This window comes from Bacillus salipaludis (assembly GCF_004358205.1).
The window spans coordinates 447,547-468,774 of record NZ_SMYO01000005.1 but is presented as its reverse complement, the minus strand read 5'-3'; the positions used below and the strand labels follow the sequence as shown (position 1 = coordinate 468,774).

Annotated in this window: 22 protein-coding genes and 1 pseudogene; 4 read left to right on the top strand and 19 right to left on the bottom strand. The window is 32.0% G+C overall.

Annotated elements, in window-relative coordinates; translation table 11 throughout:
* Positions 1-315: 315 nt before the first annotated feature.
* From E2K98_RS12965 to E2K98_RS12940, 6 genes are all read right to left on the bottom strand, one after another.
* On the bottom strand, positions 316-1,044 hold the full coding sequence (locus tag E2K98_RS12965; RefSeq protein ID WP_133334657.1) for a DUF4352 domain-containing protein: 729 nt from the start codon (positions 1,042-1,044) through the stop codon (positions 316-318).
* Between the two features lie 443 nt (positions 1,045-1,487).
* Positions 1,488-2,399 carry a TniB family NTP-binding protein gene (locus tag E2K98_RS12960; RefSeq protein ID WP_133334655.1) on the bottom strand — a complete coding sequence of 304 codons (912 nt, stop codon included), beginning with the start codon at positions 2,397-2,399 and terminating at the stop codon, positions 1,488-1,490.
* Position 2,400: 1 nt separating this feature from the next.
* Entirely contained in the window at positions 2,401-4,404 is a 2,004-nt protein-coding gene (locus E2K98_RS12955) for a Mu transposase C-terminal domain-containing protein (RefSeq protein WP_165976255.1), read from the bottom strand.
* Positions 4,405-4,588: 184 nt separating this feature from the next.
* Positions 4,589-5,149 (bottom strand): ATP-binding protein, encoded by a 561-nt coding sequence (locus tag E2K98_RS12950; protein WP_133334651.1) that lies wholly within the window; start codon positions 5,147-5,149, stop codon positions 4,589-4,591.
* 102 nt (positions 5,150-5,251) lie between these two features.
* On the bottom strand, positions 5,252-6,568 hold the full coding sequence (locus E2K98_RS12945) for a Mu transposase C-terminal domain-containing protein (RefSeq protein ID WP_165976254.1): 1,317 nt from the start codon (positions 6,566-6,568) through the stop codon (positions 5,252-5,254).
* A gap of 443 nt (positions 6,569-7,011) precedes the next feature.
* Entirely contained in the window at positions 7,012-8,877 is a 1,866-nt protein-coding gene (locus E2K98_RS12940; protein ID WP_268884086.1) for a TniQ family protein, read from the bottom strand.
* Between the two features lie 186 nt (positions 8,878-9,063).
* Between E2K98_RS12940 and E2K98_RS32315 the strand changes: the two are divergent.
* Together E2K98_RS32315 and E2K98_RS12930 are read left to right on the top strand one after the other, a co-directional pair.
* A pseudogene (locus E2K98_RS32315) lies at positions 9,064-9,180 on the top strand (excisionase family DNA-binding protein); the annotation flags it as partial.
* 328 nt (positions 9,181-9,508) lie between these two features.
* On the top strand, positions 9,509-10,051 hold the full coding sequence (locus E2K98_RS12930; RefSeq protein ID WP_328591974.1) for a YkvA family protein: 543 nt from the start codon (positions 9,509-9,511) through the stop codon (positions 10,049-10,051).
* Between the two features lie 613 nt (positions 10,052-10,664).
* On the opposite strand, the gene E2K98_RS31655 is transcribed toward E2K98_RS12930, so the two are convergent.
* From E2K98_RS31655 to E2K98_RS12875, 10 genes are all read right to left on the bottom strand, one after another.
* Positions 10,665-11,042, bottom strand: a complete 378-nt coding sequence (locus E2K98_RS31655; RefSeq protein WP_235824795.1) for a hypothetical protein — start codon at positions 11,040-11,042, stop codon at positions 10,665-10,667.
* A 1,016-nt stretch (positions 11,043-12,058) separates the two neighbouring features.
* Positions 12,059-12,487: a DUF4275 family protein gene (locus E2K98_RS12915; RefSeq protein ID WP_133334641.1), complete on the bottom strand. Its 429-nt coding sequence runs from the start codon at positions 12,485-12,487 to the stop codon at positions 12,059-12,061.
* Between the two features lie 75 nt (positions 12,488-12,562).
* Entirely contained in the window at positions 12,563-12,781 is a 219-nt protein-coding gene (locus E2K98_RS12910; RefSeq protein ID WP_133334639.1) for a hypothetical protein, read from the bottom strand.
* Positions 12,782-12,878: 97 nt separating this feature from the next.
* Entirely contained in the window at positions 12,879-13,505 is a 627-nt protein-coding gene (locus tag E2K98_RS12905) for a hypothetical protein (RefSeq protein WP_133334637.1), read from the bottom strand.
* A 136-nt stretch (positions 13,506-13,641) separates the two neighbouring features.
* Entirely contained in the window at positions 13,642-13,845 is a 204-nt protein-coding gene (locus tag E2K98_RS12900; protein WP_133334635.1) for a hypothetical protein, read from the bottom strand.
* A 771-nt stretch (positions 13,846-14,616) separates the two neighbouring features.
* The gene (locus E2K98_RS12895; protein WP_133334633.1) at positions 14,617-15,531 is read right to left on the bottom strand and encodes a tetratricopeptide repeat protein; all 915 of its coding nucleotides are present in this window, start codon (positions 15,529-15,531) and stop codon (positions 14,617-14,619) included.
* Positions 15,506-16,582, bottom strand: coding sequence for a DUF1835 domain-containing protein (locus E2K98_RS12890; protein WP_133334631.1), 1,077 nt, complete (start codon positions 16,580-16,582; stop codon positions 15,506-15,508). Before E2K98_RS12890 ends, E2K98_RS12895 begins: the two co-directional genes overlap by 26 nt.
* Before the next feature lie 62 nt (positions 16,583-16,644).
* The gene (locus E2K98_RS12885; protein ID WP_133334629.1) at positions 16,645-17,154 is read right to left on the bottom strand and encodes a DUF3916 domain-containing protein; all 510 of its coding nucleotides are present in this window, start codon (positions 17,152-17,154) and stop codon (positions 16,645-16,647) included.
* 73 nt (positions 17,155-17,227) lie between these two features.
* Positions 17,228-17,689, bottom strand: a complete 462-nt coding sequence (locus tag E2K98_RS12880; RefSeq protein WP_235824794.1) for a DUF4288 domain-containing protein — start codon at positions 17,687-17,689, stop codon at positions 17,228-17,230.
* 138 nt (positions 17,690-17,827) lie between these two features.
* Positions 17,828-18,136 (bottom strand): hypothetical protein, encoded by a 309-nt coding sequence (locus tag E2K98_RS12875; RefSeq protein ID WP_133334627.1) that lies wholly within the window; start codon positions 18,134-18,136, stop codon positions 17,828-17,830.
* A gap of 206 nt (positions 18,137-18,342) precedes the next feature.
* Between E2K98_RS12875 and E2K98_RS12870 the strand changes: the two genes are divergently transcribed.
* Positions 18,343-18,861: a tubby C-terminal domain-like protein gene (locus tag E2K98_RS12870; protein WP_133334625.1), complete on the top strand. Its 519-nt coding sequence runs from the start codon at positions 18,343-18,345 to the stop codon at positions 18,859-18,861.
* A gap of 117 nt (positions 18,862-18,978) precedes the next feature.
* Positions 18,979-19,572 carry a hypothetical protein gene (locus E2K98_RS12865; RefSeq protein WP_133334623.1) on the top strand — a complete coding sequence of 198 codons (594 nt, stop codon included), beginning with the start codon at positions 18,979-18,981 and terminating at the stop codon, positions 19,570-19,572.
* A gap of 140 nt (positions 19,573-19,712) precedes the next feature.
* Here E2K98_RS12865 and E2K98_RS12860 read toward each other — a convergent pair whose 3' ends face one another.
* The 3 genes from E2K98_RS12860 to E2K98_RS12850 all read right to left on the bottom strand — a co-directional run bounded on the left by E2K98_RS12860 (position 19,713) and on the right by E2K98_RS12850 (position 21,163).
* On the bottom strand, positions 19,713-19,913 hold the full coding sequence (locus E2K98_RS12860; RefSeq protein ID WP_133334621.1) for a hypothetical protein: 201 nt from the start codon (positions 19,911-19,913) through the stop codon (positions 19,713-19,715).
* A 146-nt stretch (positions 19,914-20,059) separates the two neighbouring features.
* Positions 20,060-20,677, bottom strand: a complete 618-nt coding sequence (locus tag E2K98_RS12855) for a hypothetical protein (protein ID WP_133334619.1) — start codon at positions 20,675-20,677, stop codon at positions 20,060-20,062.
* Positions 20,678-20,854: 177 nt separating this feature from the next.
* Complete coding sequence (locus E2K98_RS12850) at positions 20,855-21,163, bottom strand: TIGR04104 family putative zinc finger protein (RefSeq protein WP_133334617.1); 309 nt, start codon at positions 21,161-21,163, stop codon at positions 20,855-20,857.
* Between the last annotated feature and the right edge of the window lie 65 nt (positions 21,164-21,228).

Here is a 21,228-nt window from a genome sequence, read left to right as displayed (position 1 = left end):
TTTATTATTCCAGCTTCTCCCTCATAATCCATTAGTTTTATAATTATAGAATTTAATATCTAAGGCTCCTTTTTATAAACTACATGTATAGATTGAGTTTTAATTCATCAATCAAAATTATCGGTTAAAACAAAGATGTATTTGGCAATTAAAAAACTATAAAAGACAGTATCTTTTATGAATGTAAAAAGAGCCAAAAATAAACAAGTAATGCATAAAAAACTTGCATATATTTGGCTCTTTACTTTATTCCTAATTGTGTTAAAGCATCCGAAAGTTGAATAAGAACAAATTGTCGCTTCCTCTAATTCTTCTCTATTTGTTTTGATAAATTTGAATAAGGGCTGTTTTGTTATAATCACTATCCCGATTATCGAACGACCCGCTTACCTTCACTTGAACGTTATTAACAGGCGAATTAGCAGGCAAATCAAACGCTATTTCTCCAACTAGAGGGTTATTTACAAAATCTAATGAATCCCCTAATTGCCCCATATAGTTATGTTTGTAGATGTCTAGTTCCTCTGAGTTAACGGAACTTGTTGCGTCATCGTCGGGGAGGTATTCATGATTGCTTACTTCCAATTTAAACATCTCATTGGTTATATACGTATTTTTGCTCGAATCGTCCAATTCCACCGTAAAGCCTACAATGTAATAGATTCCTTTAGCCGTTTGGTCGAGTTTTATTGAATGACCTACGGTTTTTGCAAGTCTTAGACTCGTAATATGATAAATCAAATTCCCTACTTTTACCTTATCCCCGAATGAGGGAAGTTTTTCTGCTTTAGGGGGCTTTACAGGTGGTTTTGGAGTAGAATCGAGTTTTACTTCTGCTTTCTTATCTTCTTTATGTACCGCAGTTTGATGGACATGATAAGTTTTGTGTTCTTCTATTTTCTTGACAGGATGGGTTTCAGGTTTACTATGAGAATCCCACCATGAATGAATTAAAAAGGCAAGTATAAGTATTGGGATGAGACATCCAAGACATCCGCAACCCGATTGTTTTTGGTCATTATCTTCTTTTTTTTCTGAATCCAAAGCGTTTCCCTCTCTCTTGTTTGTTCTGTAAATCATTCTTTCAAACTATTTTATCATGATTCCTTACTATTGAAATCAAACCTTTAGCTATACTAATTGGCTAGTAGTTAAATCTGTTTTAATATCACCATTTTGGTCTCTTCATTACTATTTTTTAACGACTATGTTCTCGAACATTTTTGCTTAATTGGGTAATCCTTCAAATTTTCTTCGGTCAACTTACAAAAATCATTTTTATCTGCATGTTGTTGCTAATTCTTTCTTCCTGCGTATTCCAACTGATAAAGGTAACATAGTGCCGTTTTGTTGATAAGTAATTAAAAATTATATTTCTAAGGGCTTTATTTAATAAGTAAAATAAAAAAGCAAAGCATCTTAAAATAATAGATACTTTGCTTTTGCATTTTGTTCGCTTCTATTTCCAAAATATATTGATAAAGGCTTTAAATAAATGGGTTAGCTTTTTTTTCAACTAAACCGCTTAAAAAAAACGAATGTAAATCATACGACATCGCTAAATCTGCCATATCAATCTTCTCTTTATCTTGAATTAACGCATTCAATGCAGCATCCTTTATGAGCTTCATTATAGAATTCATAACTCCATTAGTTGCAATCATTATCTTATCAGCCAGTTCTGCTGTTCCTAGTCCAGCTAATTCTACAAAAGGCAACTTTCTGTCAATTTGGCTTAGCAAAGCACGAAACTCGTTTATGGATGCTTGGTCATTATAGTTAAATGGAAAAATAACCTCTTTTATCGTGAACCTTCTACCTAACTGTTTATTTTCCGAAAAAATCTTTTCAGCCTCATCTAAACCAAACAAAACTACAGAAACGCCGGTTTCATTAATTAAGGATTTGAAATTATCTGCAACATGATACATATCCTTAGGTTTTTCTGTTTTGACAAAATGCTGAAATTCATCCAACATAATCAGTTCCACTTCACATTTTATAATTAATTTTTGTAAGCGGTGAATTTTATTCCCCAATTTACCACTTGTAGGATAGGGGTCTCCTAATTTGTCCAATAACGCTTCTGTAAAAGTTGATATCCGAACAGGACTTGGTATTTTGGCAGATAAAATATTCTTTTTAGTTCCTGTCTGTCCATATAATGTTTTGCTATATTTATTGATATAGGTTTCAAAAATTTTTGATTTTCCGCAACCCGATTGACCCGTTACAAACATACATAGCGGTTCATTAGAAATTTCCTTTGATTCATGACAATGTCTTATTTTGGTTAATGCTTTCTTAAAGCGCGGATGCTGAATCAAAAGGTTATATAGGTGTGCCTTTTTTTGTTTAATATCCATTGTCGCGTATACTTGTCTATCTTCAGTTGACATCTTAATCATCCCAATCATTTTCAATATCGACATAGAACATATCTACAATAGGTTTTGGCTCTTCAACAATTACAGGTTTTGACTTTTCAATCACTTTCGGTTCATCTATGACTTTTGGGGCTTCAAGGTCTTTTATTGATTTTTCAGGAGACTCCTCAATAAGAACGTTATTAGTCCCCTTATGCTGGAAACGCTGATTTTGCTTTCTCTTTTTTATCGAATAATCTTTCTCATCTTTCATCAATTGGATTATTTCTGCTTTTGCTGCAGCTAGTGCATCCAAATCAACCTTCATATCTTCTACCCTTGCCTTTCTTAAGACAACACGATGAGCATATTCATTTAGTCCTTCAGAATATTCAAGGTCCGAACAATGAATTCGAATGTACTTCCGGTCAAATTCATCATAAACATAAATTTTTGATAAATCAGATGGGTCGAATTTATATTTCACCTTATTTTTTTTACCCGCTTTTTCAAGTTTTTGTTTGAGAACATGAAGTTCCGAACCTTGGTAAAAAAGGTGTAGTCTCCTAATTCCTGTGGATTGAATACTTCCATATCCTAACTTCATTAATGCGATTCCCCAATCTAACATCGAAGGAGGTACCGCTGGCCTTGGGTTATACTCGAAATGCTTTTTCCATAGATTTGCTGGAACACCTTTAACCCCTTTGTTTTTATTTATACAGTAATAATCTAGGAGCCATTTAAAATACATTTCTTGCAGTTTTCTAAAGCGAATCGTTGCAGTCTTAGTAGGGTCATAGTCCCCTTTCATCACTACATTTGAAAAAGTTGTCCCTGGTGTTTGATGTAGCAGTTCTTGGTTAATAGTTCGGAAATGCCTTTCAATTGCGCCTTTATACCAAGGCTTTTTAACAGGACAATAATATAGCTCAATCCCAAGATGTAAACATGCTTCCTTCAGATGTTTGCTTAAGAATTCCTTGCCATTGTCACATACTAATAACTCCGGTAAACCATATGCATGCCAATCATTTTTTATTTTCGGGAACTCCTTTTTAATTAAGGTTTTAGGCATAATTGCATTACGCAATGCATACATCACCGAAGTGTAGGAAGCAGGTTCAAATCCAATATAGACACCGAGAGGGTATCCCGTAAATACATCTAGTACGCAGGTTATAGTCGGTCTACCAATTGGTAGTAATGTTTTGTCATCTAATACCATTATGTCAAGCTGCGTGTGGTCAATTTCCACCCTTTGAAGTGGGTATTTAGGCTTCTCGTTATATTGAACCTGCTTGTATTTATTTCTAATAGCATTAGAGCCTTTTCTAGCTTTTTCAAGTTCATATGCGTCCCAATCTAATATTCTTCTTCTTACAGTTGAAACAGAAGGAACTTTCATTCTTTCATCTAGCTCTCGTTCTTTATTCTCTTTGTTTATTTCATTGCGGACCAGTTCATAGATTGTGGTTATCGTTCTTGCCTCGCGCACTAAGTAATTATCATTGATAATTCGGTCAATAATCATTTCTACTTCTTTTTCTAATTTTGAACCTTTAGCTCCTCTTTTTTCAGTGTTTGGAACTAGTGAGCAGATGTCTCCATCACTTTCTTTATAGACTTTTAGCCAGCGATATAATGTTGCTTCTGAAACTTGATAACCTTCCTTGAATAAATCTTCTATCCTTTTTTTGATATATGGATTAAGAGACTTTACATCTAATTTTAGTAAGGGCTCAATGGCGCGATATTTTTCCTTTGCCTCATCCTGTTTATCAACCGGTAACATAGAAAAGTCATCTATATAATGAACACCATTTTTTTCTGTGGAAAGACTTTTTCCTTTTATAGAAAATTCAAGGTTTCCCAGTTCAAGTTGATGTAGTATTTGAAAAAGGGTAAACTTTTCTTCAACACTTTCAAATTCTACATCTCTTGCAATAAATGTATCTCTTTCAATCTCGTCCATAATTTGAAATTTTCTATTGTTTAAAATAAAAACGGTTCCTCTCCCGACTGGAACTCTTTGCATGTTGTCACCCCTTCGGTTATGGCGAGGAGGATACATCAATAGAAATGTATCCCATACCCTAAAATTTATAGTTAACTCAAATTTGTTCGTTCAACCTTTAACAATATTGTGCTGGGCACATTCTACTTTTCTTGATATACTCTTGATACAAGTCTTTTTTAAATGTAGTTGGATTAGGACTCCACTACATTCTTTTTTTATCTTTTTCTTTACTTAAAAAATCCAAATCTAAATGGAAAGGGAAAAGTCTTGTCCATTGTGGATTTTGTTTAATGATAAGATGACAGCTTGGTAACCCCAGTGCGAAGATTGAAACATTTGTATCTAATTGAATCTGCTTTAAAAGGTTCAATACTCCTTGATTACGCATTAAATTATTTTCATCAAGAACTAACTCGAAATCGTCTAGGATAATCATGAAGATTTCTTTTTCATTTAACAGGTAAATGATTTTGCTCATTAAATGTTCCACTGGGCTCTTTACATCTAAAGTTTCTTCGCCTAATTTTTTCAATAGGGTATATATGAAACTCCTTAATGTTGTCCGGCTTGGTATATTTATTGCCAGAATCCCTTTTTGGGAAGGGTTGTTTTCAAGAAAATGGGCAACCAGTGTAGATTTTCCTGTTCCTTCCTGACCAGTAATTAAAACACCTTTAGGCTTATGAAATTTTTCGGCATCACGGTAAATGTAATTCATGAAATTCATTTCGTTTAAGAAATCAGGGTGTTCAAAAGCATTCATTTCTATATCTCCTTTAACATTATGTTGTAATTCGATTGTCAATTTTCCGAATCTAGAAAAACCAATAATATTAGGTTTAAAAGAATTAATCCTGTATTCATATTAAACTTCAGACGAATCAGCAGCTTCATTGGAAGACAAGGTAGCTTGTCGCTGTTGGAGTGTTTCTTCCCTCTTTATTTCAATCATCTTTTGCTTCGCTTCCAAAAGCTCTAGTCTAGCTCGATTTTCCTCAGCTTTTATTTGTCTTAAGTTAAGACAATGCTTTTCTTTATTAAGACCATCGGAATACTCAGGATTGGTACAAGGAACAACAAGGTATTTCTTTTGCAATTCGTCGTACACATAAATTTCAGACAAGTCATCAGGATTATAATGGAACTCAATGTCTTCTCGTTTTTTGTCATGCAATGAGTGAAGTTCAGCCGATAGATAATATAAACACAAATATCGAATTCCGAAAGCCTGAACTCTCGACTTCTTCTTTGGCAGAATTGCTATCATTGATTCAAAACTTGGCTCGGTTTGCACGGGTTCTGAACGCTTCCAGAGTTTAGAAGGAATTCCACGAACGACTTTTTGATATTTTTGCCCATAACAATCAACTATCCATTGATGAAGTAATTTGTGCAATTTATTTAAACGAATAACTCCTGCATTCTTGTTTGGATTAAATGACTGATTTCCAATGGATTTAAAATCCACTGGGTCTGTATTTATTTCAAGTAAGTGCTGCTTAATCATCCGGAAATGCTGCTCGACTTGACCTTTAAATCTCTGCTTTGCTATCGGATAATAGTGAAGTATAATCCCGATTTTATTGCAAGCTTCAACAAATGATTTACTAATAAATTCCTTAGAGTTTTCCACCATCAAAGTTTGAGGAACACCATGTGCAACCCACTTATTCTTTATTTCGGGATACTTGTCATCAATATATTGTTTTGTGTAGATAGCATGTCTTAACGCTCTTAAAACAGAATCAGACGAAGGCGCTTCAAAGGATAAATGATACCCAAGGATACAACCGGTATATTCGTCAATGATTGCTGTAAAAGTTGGTCTTCCAATTGGGATTCCACTTTCATCATCAATCACCAAGACTTCAAGAATAGTATGTTCAACCCAAACTCTTTCAAGCGGATATGATGCTTTGTTAATTTTTTCGTTTAAATCAAAATCTGAACGGTCCCAACACTTTAATCGTCTTCTTATTGTTGAAAAAGAAGGTAATTTAAGTTGGTCCTCCACCCCTCTATTCTTGTTTTCTTCTCGAATCCGGTCCCAAACGATTTCATGAATGGATGTAATGCTGAAAGATTCTTTCCTTAAGTAAAAGCACTTTATAGTCCGTTCAATAATAAATTCAACTTCTTTTTGAATTCTACTTCGGTCACTTAACATGTTGTTGTTTTTCATCTTCCTAAGGCAAGTACAATCTGACATAAGATGTACTTAGAATGCCCTTCACTCCTTTCAAATTTTTAATTCATTCGTGTTAACATTTAGATAAACATTTAGAATCACCTCATTTAAGCAATTAACCCTAATTTAAGATTGATAGTGATACTATTTCAAGGCATCACTAACTTTCATCTCATAGATTGCTTGCTTAATTGCTTGATAACTTTATGGGCGCATTTTTGTATTTTTATACGTCGAAGGCGAAAAAGTTATCTGCAACCCAGAGTATCAGAATTCGCGTTCTTATAAAATAGTAAATTGCTGGAAATAACTCAAAACTTATTGAAATATCTTTTCCTATGATTTATTTTATAGAGTTATAAAAAAACATATTTTTTTCTATAAAAAAAGAATGCCATCGATTTAGCATTCTAAAAAAATATCTTTTTTTGAAGTTTCTAGCGATTCCCCCGTAATATATAACCTTTCCTCATTAATATTTCTTCTAATTCTTCTTTTTTGAACAGTGTCTTTTGGCAAATTCCATTCATATAATTTTTTAGCACCTTTTTATGAGAATATTTATTTAACATCGAATAATTCACATTATACTTAGAAGCTGCTGCAACTGGGGAAATATAAGCTTCCTTAAATTCGTCAATATGTTCCTTATCAAAAAAATATATCCGTCTGCCATTTTTGCTTATTGACACTCCTATCGGAACAATTAATTTTGCCTGAATCATTTTATGAAGGGTTCGGTCGGTAAACCCTAAAACCTTCGAAACATCTCCAAGATTATATCCATTATTTTCGATATCTTCTTTTTGAAGCAGTTTTTTTATCTCTTTTTCATCAAACAATAACTGATTAATTTTTATATCCACATTTAATGAATAAACATTTATTTCTTCTGAAATCGCCCATTGAAGTAGTTTTGCGATTTGAAGACCACTTGTTACATATTTATTTAAACATTCTTGATAAACAATGAAGCGTTTTGTATCATCGTAATTTATTGGTTTTACATTTTTACTTAATTGCTGGATTAAATAGATTACCGACTCTTTACTTATATAAGGGTATTGCTTTTTAATAAAAGCCTCTTGTTGAATTATTAAATCCTTTTCAATCAAATGCACCATCGCTTCGACACTAACGCCAAGGAAATTAGCAGCTTCTTTTTTAGTGATTAAATTGTTTTCCTTTTTTAAATAAGTTTCCAAAATTTTTTCTGTTTCATGTTTATCAAAATAGTAATTTGTGTGAGCTTCTACCACGACCTTTTTGGGATTTAAAAGGTTTTTATTACACAATTTGGCTATTTCTCCTCTTGATATATTGAACTTCTGATAAATATCCTTTTTCGTGTAATACATCTGTTTTAGTTTCAAGGCGGAACTTTCGTCAAATGTTTCAATATTCCTTGGAACCAAACCATTTTTTATTTGAGTTTCTTTATATGATTCAAATTCTTTTTTTATAAAATCAAACTCGCAATGAGTGGATATGAAATTTGAAAAAAGCCGTTTTCTATATTTTTTTCGCGGTGAATCACTTTTATAAAAAGTATCTAAAGAATACAAAAAATTGTTAGGGAAATCCTCAAATAACATCCAATATATATTAGCAATAGAAACAGACATTTCCAATTGGTTTCCAGGTTTATATTTAACCTTGTTTCCCAAATGACTAACATTTGTATTAATAAAACTTTCGAAGCCATCAAATAATCGAAACATGGAATCGAAAAGGCTCATTAATTTTGTTGGTGATAATCCTCTTATGGCAGTTTTTTTGTTCCCAATAATCAATTGTTGAAATTGGTTTTGGGATAGATAAATGAAATCATTCTCATTTACTTTAAAAGATTCCCCTCTTTCCAAATGTAAATTACAATATCCGCACCTACCATTGATTAAAGCCTTCATATAAACTTGATTTTTACATCCAGGGCATTCATTTATTAGAATCTGTTTATGCTTTAAACATATACAGATTGGTTTTAGTCCCCACAGGTATCGATGGATTTTCTTATCTGCTAAGCATTTTGGACAATATTTTATTTTTGTACGATGGAACCACATTTTTATTTCTTTTTCGCTCATTCCATTTAGCAATGCATGATAGGATTTTGAATATAGAACATTTTTATGAATACCACTTAAAGAGGAAATTTTCCGGCACGCTACTTCATCAAATAAATTTAGTGGCATTTCCCACCATTTTATCCCCAAAGCATTTCCTATTGGATTAATCGAATCCAGAAGATTTTCAATAGAAAGCCTATATATAAAACTACTTAAACTTTCTTCTTCGTTGATTTCAATCCGTTGAATAAAAGATTTTATTTTAATCGCTCCTCATTGTTTTTACGGAGTATTAACCTAATCTTTTATTTCTATACTTATTTCTATAAGTTTTTGAGAAAAACATAAAAACAATAATTATATTAATCAGACAATGAACCTCCCCCACATACCCCTTTAGGAGTTAATCTTACCGTCCAAGAGGCGGCCAAATATTTTAGAACCAGTAACGCAACCATCTTCAGCCTTATCCATGACGAAGGGATACCTCATTTACGCCTGGGAAATCGATATATCATTCTATTAGAAGGGGAATAAGCCTTTTTATGGCGTACGACTGCTGAGAATTACGCACACAGTGGAAACATCTATTGGAAAAGAATACTCAAAAGGATTGACGAAGAAGAAGAAAAAAGAAGAATCGCTTTTGATAAGTCAATAGCAAAATTTGAAGAACCTTAAATAATACTTTCTATCTTATTTTTAAATTTATATTTTTCCCTGCAAGGCTTAGAAACTTAACTTAAATATTATGTTCTTAATAAGAAAAAAACATTGATGTATAACGAATCTCCAGTATATTCTCTTTAATAAAAATGGTGTATGATTAAAATGTGAAATAATGGCAAGCTACGGAGGGATACTATTGTTTGAAATATTTAAAAAGAAGAAAAAAAATGAATTGAACACGACACAAGTTGAATTATCTCAAGAAGAAGTATTAAATGAAGAAGAATTAAGTCTAAAGGAATTAAGCATAGAGGAATCGAAGATTGAAGAATTAAAAATGGAAGCAGAAAATATGGAAGAAGAAGATATTCAAAAACACGAAAAACATTATTCGAACGAACGATTATGGAAGAAGGTTCAAAAGTTCTCCAAGAAGGCTGGTTCTTCAGTTGTGTATGCTGTTCTAATCCTCTATTATACATTGCAGAAACCAGGAATCCCTTTAAAAGTCAAAGCAACTATTGCTGGAGCATTAGGGTATTTTATACTTCCAATAGATTTAATTCCAGATGTTGCAATAGGTGTAGGGTATGTTGATGATTTAGGCATCTTAATGGCAGCTCTATTTCAAGTAGCTATGCACATCGATGATGGTATCAAAAAACAAGCAAAAGAAAAACTTTCTGATTGGTTTGGAGACGATGTTGATACATCTGAAATAGATAATAAATTAAAATAGATTTACACTTAAAGGAAATGAAGTTTGAAGCTCCAATTTACAGGAGCTTTTATTTTGCAAACAAACCGAATTATCTTCAAGAAATTATTTAGAATGCATAATTGATGTATCATGTTCCTTTTTCTTTTCTTTGTGATTTTTAACCCTTCCTATTTTTTTGATTTTTCTCGTAATACAATGGATGGTACGAAGGCAATGGATGACCAATTATTCGGTCAAATCATTTTTTTGATAATAATTACAATCCTCTCTCTTTCCCTTACTGGTATAATAGCGCGCTTTTATTCTGTGCTGGTAAAAATTCTTTTTTTAATTAAGATTTTTAAAGGAAATTTAGCAAAAGGGATTTTTACAATTATTATGAATGTAAGCTTAGCGCCAATCACTTTCGATGGAAATTGAAGTGTAAAGACCTGATGATAATTCCACCTTCTGTGTGTTGGCTGCCATTAGAAATGAATTAGGCATTAGGCGATTCCCCTTATCTCCTGTGCTCTACTGCGTAGATTTAATAATTCTGCAGCGGTTCTTTTTAGAATCTTTATTTTTGTGTTACACGGAATAAATTCACATAAAAAAGCATCGGTTTCCGTCAACGCTTTTTACATATCTATTATTTATATTTCTTTTGTAACGCCGCAAACTGCTCTTCATACTTTTGCAGCTTTTTAATATCGATAGAAGAATTTAAGAATGGCTTTCGTTTACCAATTACCATTACATCCTTATTATCTATAGGCTCATCTAATTTCACGTATGCTTGAAAGTAATCGCATTTAGTTTTAGGTAGCTTAACTGACAACATTGCAAACTCTTCGGTAGGAAATTGGTTCGATAATTCAAGCTCTAATAATCCTTTTAAATGTGATATCGGTTCCAATGATTCATTTTTTATTTTTATGTTTGTTAATCCCAAAATTTTAAGGTTATAAAGATGTTTAATTGGTTCAATTGTATCGAGATTTAAAGTATTCCAAATCCCACCGGCCAAATTTAGTTTCACCAGAGAGCTGCATGATACAATTGGGTTTATTTAATTCAATCGTTTAAAATCTTCAATAGAGAGATATTTCAAATTGGGGTTTTTAGACATATCCCATAATTTTGTTGCTTTAGTATTCCAACAAAGATACAGCTTTTCAACGTTTTTTAGTTTTTCTAAAGCTGTTAAATCTTCTACTCGCATCTCATAAATATATAAGATTTTAGGGTTAATGGAGTTAATAAGTAAATCAAATTCTTTTTGATTTATTGTATATATCCATACCGTTTCAATATCAGGAAAGTTATTTAAAAACTCCAGATTTTCAGTTTTGCCTTGAAGTGCAATTTCTTTAGGCGTTTCCTCGATAAATTTTAAATCTTAAACAAATTTTGGTTGATTTCCCGTTGGAAACAATAACATTACTCTCCCCCATTTAGTAGAATTACCTTCTCTCACACTTTTTCTATATACTTTTAAAGTAATGAATATGGTTATTATTTATTTCTTTTATATTAAAATAAAATATCATCTATTACTAATTGGAATATACAGATAATGGGAGGTGTGATGAGTTTTGTTAAGAAACTTGTTGAAAGTTGGACTATATCTACAAATACTTTGGTATTTAATGTTCTTTACAAATATACTTGGATTTATTGGCTCAAAAAGTGAAATATTGCAGGACATAGTTTGGTTATGTATTCCTGTCTATGGGTTAATCGTTTCCCTTGTTTATCTGCTAAAGAGGAAATTCGAAAATATTGTATGGGTTGTATTATTTCTGTCCTTATCAATAATTTTCTTGTGGTTTCTAATTTCTTTCATTGGCAGTATGTAAAGTAAATATGATTGGCGTTGATTCACTCATAAATTGTTTGTATTCATCAATATAGGAAGTTACCTTCCCACAATTGGGACAAATCGCCGTTTTATGGTACTGCTGAAACTTTTTTTTACTAGCAACAGTTTTAATACCCCATTCTTTTATGCACCACACCCGTCAATTTCATAAGAATAATCTGTTATTTTCCAATATTGTAGAAATACGGTCCACAATCTTCTTCATGGGTTTGGATATATGTCCATGAAAAATCTGTATCAACGACATAAACATCATGTATATATTCCTCTATTTCATTTACTATATCTTCTGGCTTTAAACTTCTGGCGTTTTCAATCATTAAAGCATTTTTATATTCTTGGTAAAAAATATAACATTCATCTTTTACTAACATATTAAATGCATTCCTTGCTCTTTGACCTTTTTTACTGGGTAATACATTATAGCTGAATACATGCCATAAACACTTTCCAAAATAAATTTCTCTTTTTTGGTTTTTACTAATGTCCTTTGCAAATGCTTCGCCCCACTGTTTCAAAAGTTCTTCTCTTTTGTTCATCAATTCGGTAACAAGGATTCCTTTAGATTTTAACAAGTTAATCTGCTCCATTTTATTCCTCATACTTTCTCCAAATATTCAACGAACGCACTCCGTTAGTTAACATTGGATGATTTCACTTTATTTTCAATGATAAATGATTAAGAGAACTCCTAAAAAAATAAAACCAACGATAACAATTAATCCACTTGTGTCTAGTAGGACACCTATAACTACCCATAAGATATAAAAAATTTTATTTCTTGTACTTTCTTCCTTAGTATTTTTGTATGCTTCTTTAATTAACCACCCTAAAATGCTACATCCAACAACAACCAATATTATTCCAAAAATCATTATCTCCATAATTTTCCGCTATCACCATCCCTAAAATTCCAATGACCGTTAGTTTAATAAAAAAGGAACGTCACTTTAAACCGAGGTTCCCATTAACAACTTTTTATTACAGCTTCCCATCAAGGATTTTTTCAAAATTTTTATATAACAAATACTTCTGAATACCTTTTGTTTCTCTAATTGCTTGCTTTGCATAATTTCTAGCTTTTTCCTCATTGCCTTCCTTAAGATAAACTTCGGCATTAATCGTATGTTTCATCCAACTAGAATCTATTTTATTTCCTATTGTAAGAGCCTCCTTAAGTTTACCTTCCTCTATGCAGATTAAAGCCTGGTAATATTCTTTATTTTTTAAAACTTGTATTTGTCCTACGCTTGCTTTTGCCCGTTCAATGTCATGCTTATATAAAGAATAAATTGCAATAAAATGTGCCTGTTTAGTTGGAGATTTGTACTTTAACAATACCTTACTTATTGCATCTTCAACGTTACTTTCTAAATGGTTTGCCAAGGAATAAATTAAATAGAATATAGGTTTGTTTTGATTCTTTTTTAAAAATGCCTCTGTTTTTAAAATATCGTTTGTAAATAAAATCGGAGAATATAATAAATATAAATAGGCACTTAATACTCCGAAAATAGTAATGAGATAAAGTATCCAATTAACATCGAAGTAACCTAATGTAAAACTTATGACGAAAATAATTCCAATAAAAATTATATGAGTCTTCACTAAATATCCTCCTTGAAACAATTTTTAATTTTGATGATAGAGGACTATATCTACCAGTTCAGTTCATTTACAATTTTACAAAGGCAGCCTTTTAGTAAAATAAAATATCTCCAACAAAACCTACAGGAGATATTAGTTAAAAAATATTATCATTTCTTCTTTTAATCCCTTTGTAAAGATACCAGCCAACCCAACCTCCAACTATTGCTATTGGTAGTATATAAAGGTTGCGGTCAAGTTCTCCGTCTTTGAGCCATTCAAAATTAAAAATATATGCTATCCCTAAGACAACACCGATAGTCAGCAGTCCGAAAATCAATCTAATAAAATAATCTTTCATAAGGATTCCTTTCTTTGTTTTGAATGTATTTATCCATTTTATTGTTAATTTTTTGTACAATTACGATAACAATATTTAATTCAAAACATTAGTTAAATAGAACATAACTTCTATTATGATGAAAGATACAATTAAAGTTGACCAGCCATTTTATTAGTTATTGGCTTCTGAAGGAATTTGATTTTAGACAAAATAAGTGTAACTCCAAAAAATAATATAATGCTTTACAACCTATTGAGCCAAACGATGTTCCAATTTTCTCAAGATAACGAAGGAAAATAACTATAAATATAAACGATTTACCTCTTGCTACATTTTCCCACTTTTGCAAATCACCTTTCCGCCATTTTTAATTAGGATTTATTTTTCTCTATAATAATCGATTTTCCCCGCGAGAAATATTGGGAGTTAACCCCATTTTTAATTTTTATTGAATTAAACTGATAAAAGATGCGTAAAAAAGAAATTCGTGCCATGAAGGGTTATGATAAAAAACAAGTACAACGCTTAATGTAATCTCTTTATGATGAAGGAGTATGAGTGACGGGTATTGGAGCTGGTACTAAATATATTTTAGACAAATAATGGGGACAATAACGGGACAAAATGGGGACATTAGTTTTAACTAAAATAAAACTAAATTAATGAAAAAATGAGCCTTGTTTAATTCCCATTAAACAGACTCTTCGTTTTTGTTTTGTATTCCATAGTTCCACAAAATGCACTATTATACCTTGACTCGAATAACCGCTGAAGGTCTATCTTTCATGTTTACTCTTGGTATTCTGGATGGTTATGTCGTTTACATCCAAACAGATAGCATCCACCAGTTGCAGCGGGGTCAAATTCTATTAATGGGATATGACCAGATGATATTAGTTCCAGCATATTTTGATATTTGTCTTTCTCTTCGCATAATTGTTTTATATTTTCTTTTTTATCGTTTTCTGTCCAGTTTTCTTCACATTCTTCTTCAAATGCGTCTTTAATTTCCTCGTCTTTTTGCTCAAGCGATTCTTGTATTACTTCATAGATGCGGTTGATATTTTTTGTTTTGAAAAGTGAGTAGACAAATCTGCTGACCCAATAAGGGACTTTCCAGTATTCTTTCCACCCTTTTTCAAACCAATATATCGCTTCTTTATAACAATCCAATTCAACATACAAGTCGGCAACTGCAATCTCACCCACAAATTCATCTGCCTCTTCATTAAATGCTTCTAGTTTCTTTCTTGCTTCTGTTTTCATTCCAAGGTCAATTAAACATTTGACATGACCAAACATGGCATCATCGGAATCGCCTGCTACCTGTAGGAAAATGTCAGAAGCTTCCTTTAGGTCTCCAAGATGATACTTTGCCACCGCTAAATTATGATAGGCTTCATTGGATGGTTGAATTGAAATGGACTTCAGAAATGCTTCAGAGGCAAGCTGCCACTTTTTTTGTCTTATATAAATTTCCCCAAGTATGTTAAAAGGGAAATAAGTGGAAGGATTCAAGCTTATTGCTTCTTCGATTAATTCAAGAGCTTTTTCATCATCATTTTCTTCATAACTGTACATCCAGGCAAGGTTATTTAGCGATTGAATATTTCTTGATTCTTCAACCGCTATTTGAAAAAGTTTTAAGGCTTCTTCATATTCATTTTGTTCTAATAAATCAATAGCTTTTTGGTTCGTATTCAATCATTTCCTCCGTTTTCAATCGCACACTGTATAATCTCATTGCCTTTAGGCTGCCTTCCGCTTCGAAACATCCCATTTCAATCAACTTCTTAAGCCGATACTCTAGAAAAGAATCATCTATAAATTGGTCTAAATGTCCTAATACTTCGCCAATTAATCTTACTGATTTAATAAATTCTTTATTATTACGTTTGCCATGAAGCTTTTTTGCTCTGCCTATAATAAATTCGTCAAAATAGTTTTCTGGAACGCATTGTATTTTTCCATTTCTCCAAATTCTTAAAGTTTCCTGATTCTCTGAAAGTAACAGCCATTCTCTTCCATAGTCCTCACGTTCATGTTGAGTTAGAGGCGGTTCTGTCTTGCTTTGTTCGTATATTTTTTTGAACTTTTCATTAGGAATTTCACCCGAATGCAATACAGTGTATTTCACTTTCCGTTTTTGGAAAAGTTCATTATAAACCTTTGTTGTATTAATAATGGAAACATCATTATTACTTTCTTTGAGTAGATGAAGTACAAATCGAAGTCCTGTTTGCTCATGAGCGTTTTCCGAAACCCACACAATTATTGAAGCTCCTTCGGGAATAGATATGATTTGATTAATTACTTCTTGAAATTTTTGTTTATATTCTTCAAACTCACCATATTCATTAGGGATGATATTTTTCATCCAATCGAACCTGGCTTCTTTTCCATTCTCATGATGTAATTGCATAATTGGACCTAACGAGAACATGTCCCAAAATGAAATTACTTTTTCTGTATTATAGTCACCCATTTCTTTAAGAACCATCTTAAAAGTCCCTGCGGCGGAAATCCCAAAAAGAATATGTACGGTCTTAAATGGTTCTTCCATTTTCGCTTCCGATTTTTCTCTGGATAAATCAAAAATCATTCTGTAAACCTCTTTCATATCCTTTACAAACTTTTCCTCAGAATATTCCATCTCGTCCAGAAATTGCACCCGTTGTAAGATATGAAAAAGCAGTGACCTTACATTGCCTTCGGGCAGCTCTTTAATGACCTTTTTTAATATTTCTAATTCCATTGTCTTTCCCCCATAATTTGGTTTCCATTTTCTCCTTGTTAATAAACGCACCCTTTAGATAATTATAGGTGTCCAATATACCAAGTTTCGCCACCGTATACATCAGCAAAATAATAGTCCTTATTTATCACTTTAGATTTAGTCCCTTTAACATCAAGTCCAGGGGGAATTTTTACATTCCACTCTTTTGCAAAATCCCGAAAACCCTCTAATTTTACTATCGAAACATTTCCATCGGTCCGTTCAAATTCGACTTCTTCGGGTTCATTATAAATATAGATTTTTGTGGCATACCAATAGTGAAAATCAATCATTAAAACGACTTTCGCTGCTTCTAATTGAGCTGGTTTTAAATCAATTAAATGTTTTGTTCTGTCAATTAAAAACTGAAAACATTCAGATTTTAACTTGTAAGAAACTTTTGAGGAATTTAACCAGTACGCTCCATTATCAGGGAGATGGTACTCATAATATCCTTCAAAATCTGTTGGAAAAACTTTGGTCTCTTCTTCAAAATCCTTGTAAAACTTTCTGATTTTTCTTTTTAAACCCCGAAATTTTTTCATTCTCATTTAATAAATCTCCTTATATATAGAAGGTCAAGTATGTATTATGAAAAATAAGTTATTTTTTCTCCCCAGTCACCTATTTAGCGTTTGGGCGTGAGTTAAAATCCTTGTTTCTTATAATAAAGTTTTGGTCAACTTCGTTTTCTTCAATTGTTTCTGGATAGTAGTGGGAAATAACTTCTTTTCTAGGAAAACCTTTAGGAACACGTAAGAAACGTGAATATAACTCGGTTCCTGATTTTAGGTCATCGTCAAATAAATGGAAGCAATCTAGAGACTCAACAAATTTCCATTCAACAAACTCATCATATGGATTTTGGTAATTTAATTCCGCTTCCATTACTTTCTTTTCAGCAATGGAATAGGCGTGGTCAAAGGATTGTGCTTTAACAAGCATAATGCTCTCTTCAAAAGTTTTGTGTGTATTAGTGTAATTTATATCTATTGTTTCTGGATTAGGGTTTCCTGTGATGATACATTCATATAATAATTTAACTGCATACCATTCCCAACTAGATTTTCTTTTCTTTTTTATCACTGGAATCCGCCACCTAACTCTTTATATATTTTTATTAATCAACTATCTGTCCAATTTTCTTTATTAAGGGAAAGGCGATAATTTCTTTTAGTAATCGAACCCCCTCGTTGGAGAACGAGACTATTGTAATTGAAATTTCTATTTAAAAAGTTCCGGGCAAAATTTTAAAAATTCTTTTATATCATCAATATACATTTTCTTAGATACAATTTCTGTTTCTCCTACATCATCATTAACAATCAATTCGCATAATTCTAGCCACTCAAATGTTCGACAATGCATGAACGCTGTATATTGATATTGAGTTATATTACCGTATGGATTGCTTTTAATTCTCCTTACACAAAGTAATTTATAATCCCACTCCAGAAGTGTTTCTTTAACCTCTTTCTGAAATGCAGAAGGTGTCTCCGCTAAATCAATATAAGAAGATTCAATAATATCCATCGAATGTACCCCTTACACTTTAACTTTTTTGATTAATTACTCTGATTCTGTTTATGGAATAGCGCTACTGCATAGAGTGACACTGGTCGAACTACAATTTTTCCATCAAGAACCTGACTGACAAACCCTTAGTCAACAAGTGGCTCTCTTTAATTCAGCAATGCTATATAATAATAAATGATGAATCGAATGTGCTGGGGGAAACTATGGAACAGTTTACTTATCAAGTACCTGAAAAGGTGCATATTTCAACAATAATACCAATAATAAACGAACAAGGAGAGACTGTATTCGAAATAAGAAAACAACAACATAAATTCCTTGCCCGTATCGTCCACAACTCAATACGTGGTGGCATTCCCTATAGTTATAAAATAGCTAATGCGTTTGGAAAACCACTTTATACTATAGACTGTACGTTTCCTGGCATTAGGTACAAATTGACTGACCATTTGTCCTCACAAACGATTTCAATTGGTTCCCAGAGAGTTCAATTAATTGAAAAAGCGTATAATTTTAGATTAGATAACCACGAATATTTTTTTGAAAAAGATTATACGAATGCTGGTTACTTAAAATGCGACAATAAACAAGTAGCTACTGTTTCGATGCCTTCTTCGACAAAGATTTCCACGATTGATACAATTATAATTCAATCAATAACGCTGGAAAACGCAGCTCTCGCAGCCGTATTGTTTCATACGTTTTATTTTTATGATGCTTAAATGGGTAAGAGGCTTAGCGTATATTAACGAATTCAGTCCTAAGGTGTAAATTGTATATCTAATAAAGTTTGAATGCTAAAATTTTTGTTAATTTGTTTTATAAAAAGTGGGGTAAAAATGAAACCAAATAAGTTGTTAAGCCTCTCCATTATCAGCAGCATATTGGTCATTCTATATGAATTTTTTCAATGGAAGATAATCGATATTTTAACCGAATTTTTGATGTTACCTATTCTTTTATTAGTATTTGGATTTTTTATTTATATAACAGTACGAGCAATAGTTACCTTGTTTAAAAATAAGGATTGGAAGCCTATTCTCATCCAATTAATTACAATAATATTGCTATTTTTCATTCCATTTAATCAAATCGTATTGGATATAAATTTTAAATGGAACAAATCTGAAAGAGAACAAGTAGCGAAAATGGTTGAAAACAAAACACTCAAACCAAATGTTTCATACAATTCATCGCTCATTCATTTACCTAAGAAATATGAACATCTTTCTAGTAGTGGCGGTGAAATTGTGGTGGAAAAATCAGGCGATAGTTACCAGATTCTTTTCTTTACCTATCGTGGAATATTAGATAACTTTTCAGGGTTCGTATATACACCGAATGGACAAAAACCTTCTAAAAAAGCGTTTGATGGGGACATGAAAGAAATAGATAAGATGGACAAAAACTGGTACTTTGTCAGTTCTTCCTAATGAAAGTGTTAAAACGGCAGCGAAAGCATTGCCGTTTTGTTGTTCAATTTAATTGTAATTAATATGTTTTTAACTGCTAAAAACTTGTTGCACTTCATAACGGGACCCCTTTCAACTCTTATACCTGTTGAATAAATAGTTCAGACAATCATAATCCCTAATATTACAAAAGCAATCCCAACAATAATAACAAATCCTTTAATAGCCCACCATGGGAAGAAACTTATCAAACTAAATAGAATTTCCAATAATGATGACTCCGCAGAAGCGTCACCAGCACCTATAAAATTAAATTTTTCATTAAAGTTCTCTTTTTTTAATTTGAATAAGGAATTAAACAAAATTATAATCCCCCAAACGATACAAATAACAGAAAAAAAGAAAGCCAAATCCCCACCCCATTTAAATAGGCATTTAAACATATAATCCCAATTATAAATAAAGCATCTTCCTCTATTTCACTCAATAAGAGAACTCAAAAGATGACTTATTCATTAAAACTCCCTGTTTTAATAAGGATTCCTTCCTTATCAAGCCTTATATGATTATATGGAATATGGCTTAATTTCTTGTATTTTTCACTCCAAATAATCTCTATGAAATTAGATGGTTTTTGAAGAAAATGGTCAGGAACAACTTTTTCAAAACGATAGCATTCGTTAGGGTATGTTTCGTTGCAGCTAAATAGGTTAAGGACATCTTCTTCAAATGCAATTCCACCGACTTTAAACTGATAAACATGATACAACTCTTCAAGGAAATTTGAAAAGTCTGTAAACTCCTCTTCTTTTATTCCAATTTGGTCCCATTCTTGGGCATCAAAAATAGAGCCAAAAAACCAAAAATTCACCATAAGCGCATTTGAAGAAACCTTTTCTATTTGTAACGTCGCCTTTCGCTTCCTTGATAAATAAACATAAATTCTTAATTTTAAGGAGTGTATGTAAAATAAGTTTAAGTCACTTTCATCAGTAGGATAACCTGCTTCAAAAGCATCAATGATTTCATTTACATTCCTATCAACGATTTCAATTTTATTTGTGACTGTAGAGAATTTATTTATAATATCCCGTATAGATTTCGTTTTCTTTTCTTTAAGTTCCAATAGGAAACTAACTTCAAGGAAAGGACCGCCTTGCAACCACTGGGACCACCCCATCAATAATTCCTCCTAAAATAGGTACATAGATAATCATTCAATTTTCCTTATTCGAATTGCTCGTTTGTAAAAAAGCGACTGCTTTTTTTAGCAATCGCTACCCGTTAATTAAAGTAGAAATATTTATTTTTGATTTTTAACAGCTTTATATTTTGCATAATAAGGGAAAATTAATAAATTAAGTATGGATAATAATAAAAATAAACCAAATAACGATAACCGCATAGCATAAGGAACATTACTGATGAAAAAGGAAAAGAATATAAATACTGCAAATACCAGACCTGGTATTAACTTTGTCTGGAGAGTAATATGGTGTTCCAAACCACATCTACCACAAGCTAATGGTTTAAACCCCAAGCCAGATTCTTGACGAATAATTTCTTTCCATCTAAATTGATTACCACAGGATTCACACTTTTGAATACCCAAAAATAATCATCCCTTCTTTTCAGACAATACTAACCCTAATTCATATCGCAAATATCTTTATCATA

Bases quoted from the DNA above. Each gene is read 5' to 3' on its own strand.
- E2K98_RS12960 (WP_133334655.1), bottom strand. From the start codon at position 2,399: ATGTCAACTGAAGATAGACAAGTATACGCGACAATGGATATTAAACAA.
- E2K98_RS12955 (WP_165976255.1), bottom strand. From the start codon at position 4,404: ATGCAAAGAGTTCCAGTCGGGAGAGGAACCGTTTTTATTTTAAACAAT.
- E2K98_RS12950 (WP_133334651.1), bottom strand. From the start codon at position 5,149: ATGAATGCTTTTGAACACCCTGATTTCTTAAACGAAATGAATTTCATG.
- E2K98_RS12945 (WP_165976254.1), bottom strand. From the start codon at position 6,568: ATGAAAAACAACAACATGTTAAGTGACCGAAGTAGAATTCAAAAAGAA.
- E2K98_RS12915 (WP_133334641.1), bottom strand. From the start codon at position 12,487: ATGGAGCAGATTAACTTGTTAAAATCTAAAGGAATCCTTGTTACCGAA.
- E2K98_RS12910 (WP_133334639.1), bottom strand. From the start codon at position 12,781: ATGGAGATAATGATTTTTGGAATAATATTGGTTGTTGTTGGATGTAGC.
- E2K98_RS12900 (WP_133334635.1), bottom strand. From the start codon at position 13,845: ATGAAAGATTATTTTATTAGATTGATTTTCGGACTGCTGACTATCGGT.
- E2K98_RS12890 (WP_133334631.1), bottom strand. From the start codon at position 16,582: ATGGAATTAGAAATATTAAAAAAGGTCATTAAAGAGCTGCCCGAAGGC.
- E2K98_RS12885 (WP_133334629.1), bottom strand. From the start codon at position 17,154: ATGAGAATGAAAAAATTTCGGGGTTTAAAAAGAAAAATCAGAAAGTTT.
- E2K98_RS12875 (WP_133334627.1), bottom strand. From the start codon at position 18,136: ATGGATATTATTGAATCTTCTTATATTGATTTAGCGGAGACACCTTCT.
- E2K98_RS12870 (WP_133334625.1), top strand. From the start codon at position 18,343: ATGGAACAGTTTACTTATCAAGTACCTGAAAAGGTGCATATTTCAACA.
- E2K98_RS12865 (WP_133334623.1), top strand. From the start codon at position 18,979: ATGAAACCAAATAAGTTGTTAAGCCTCTCCATTATCAGCAGCATATTG.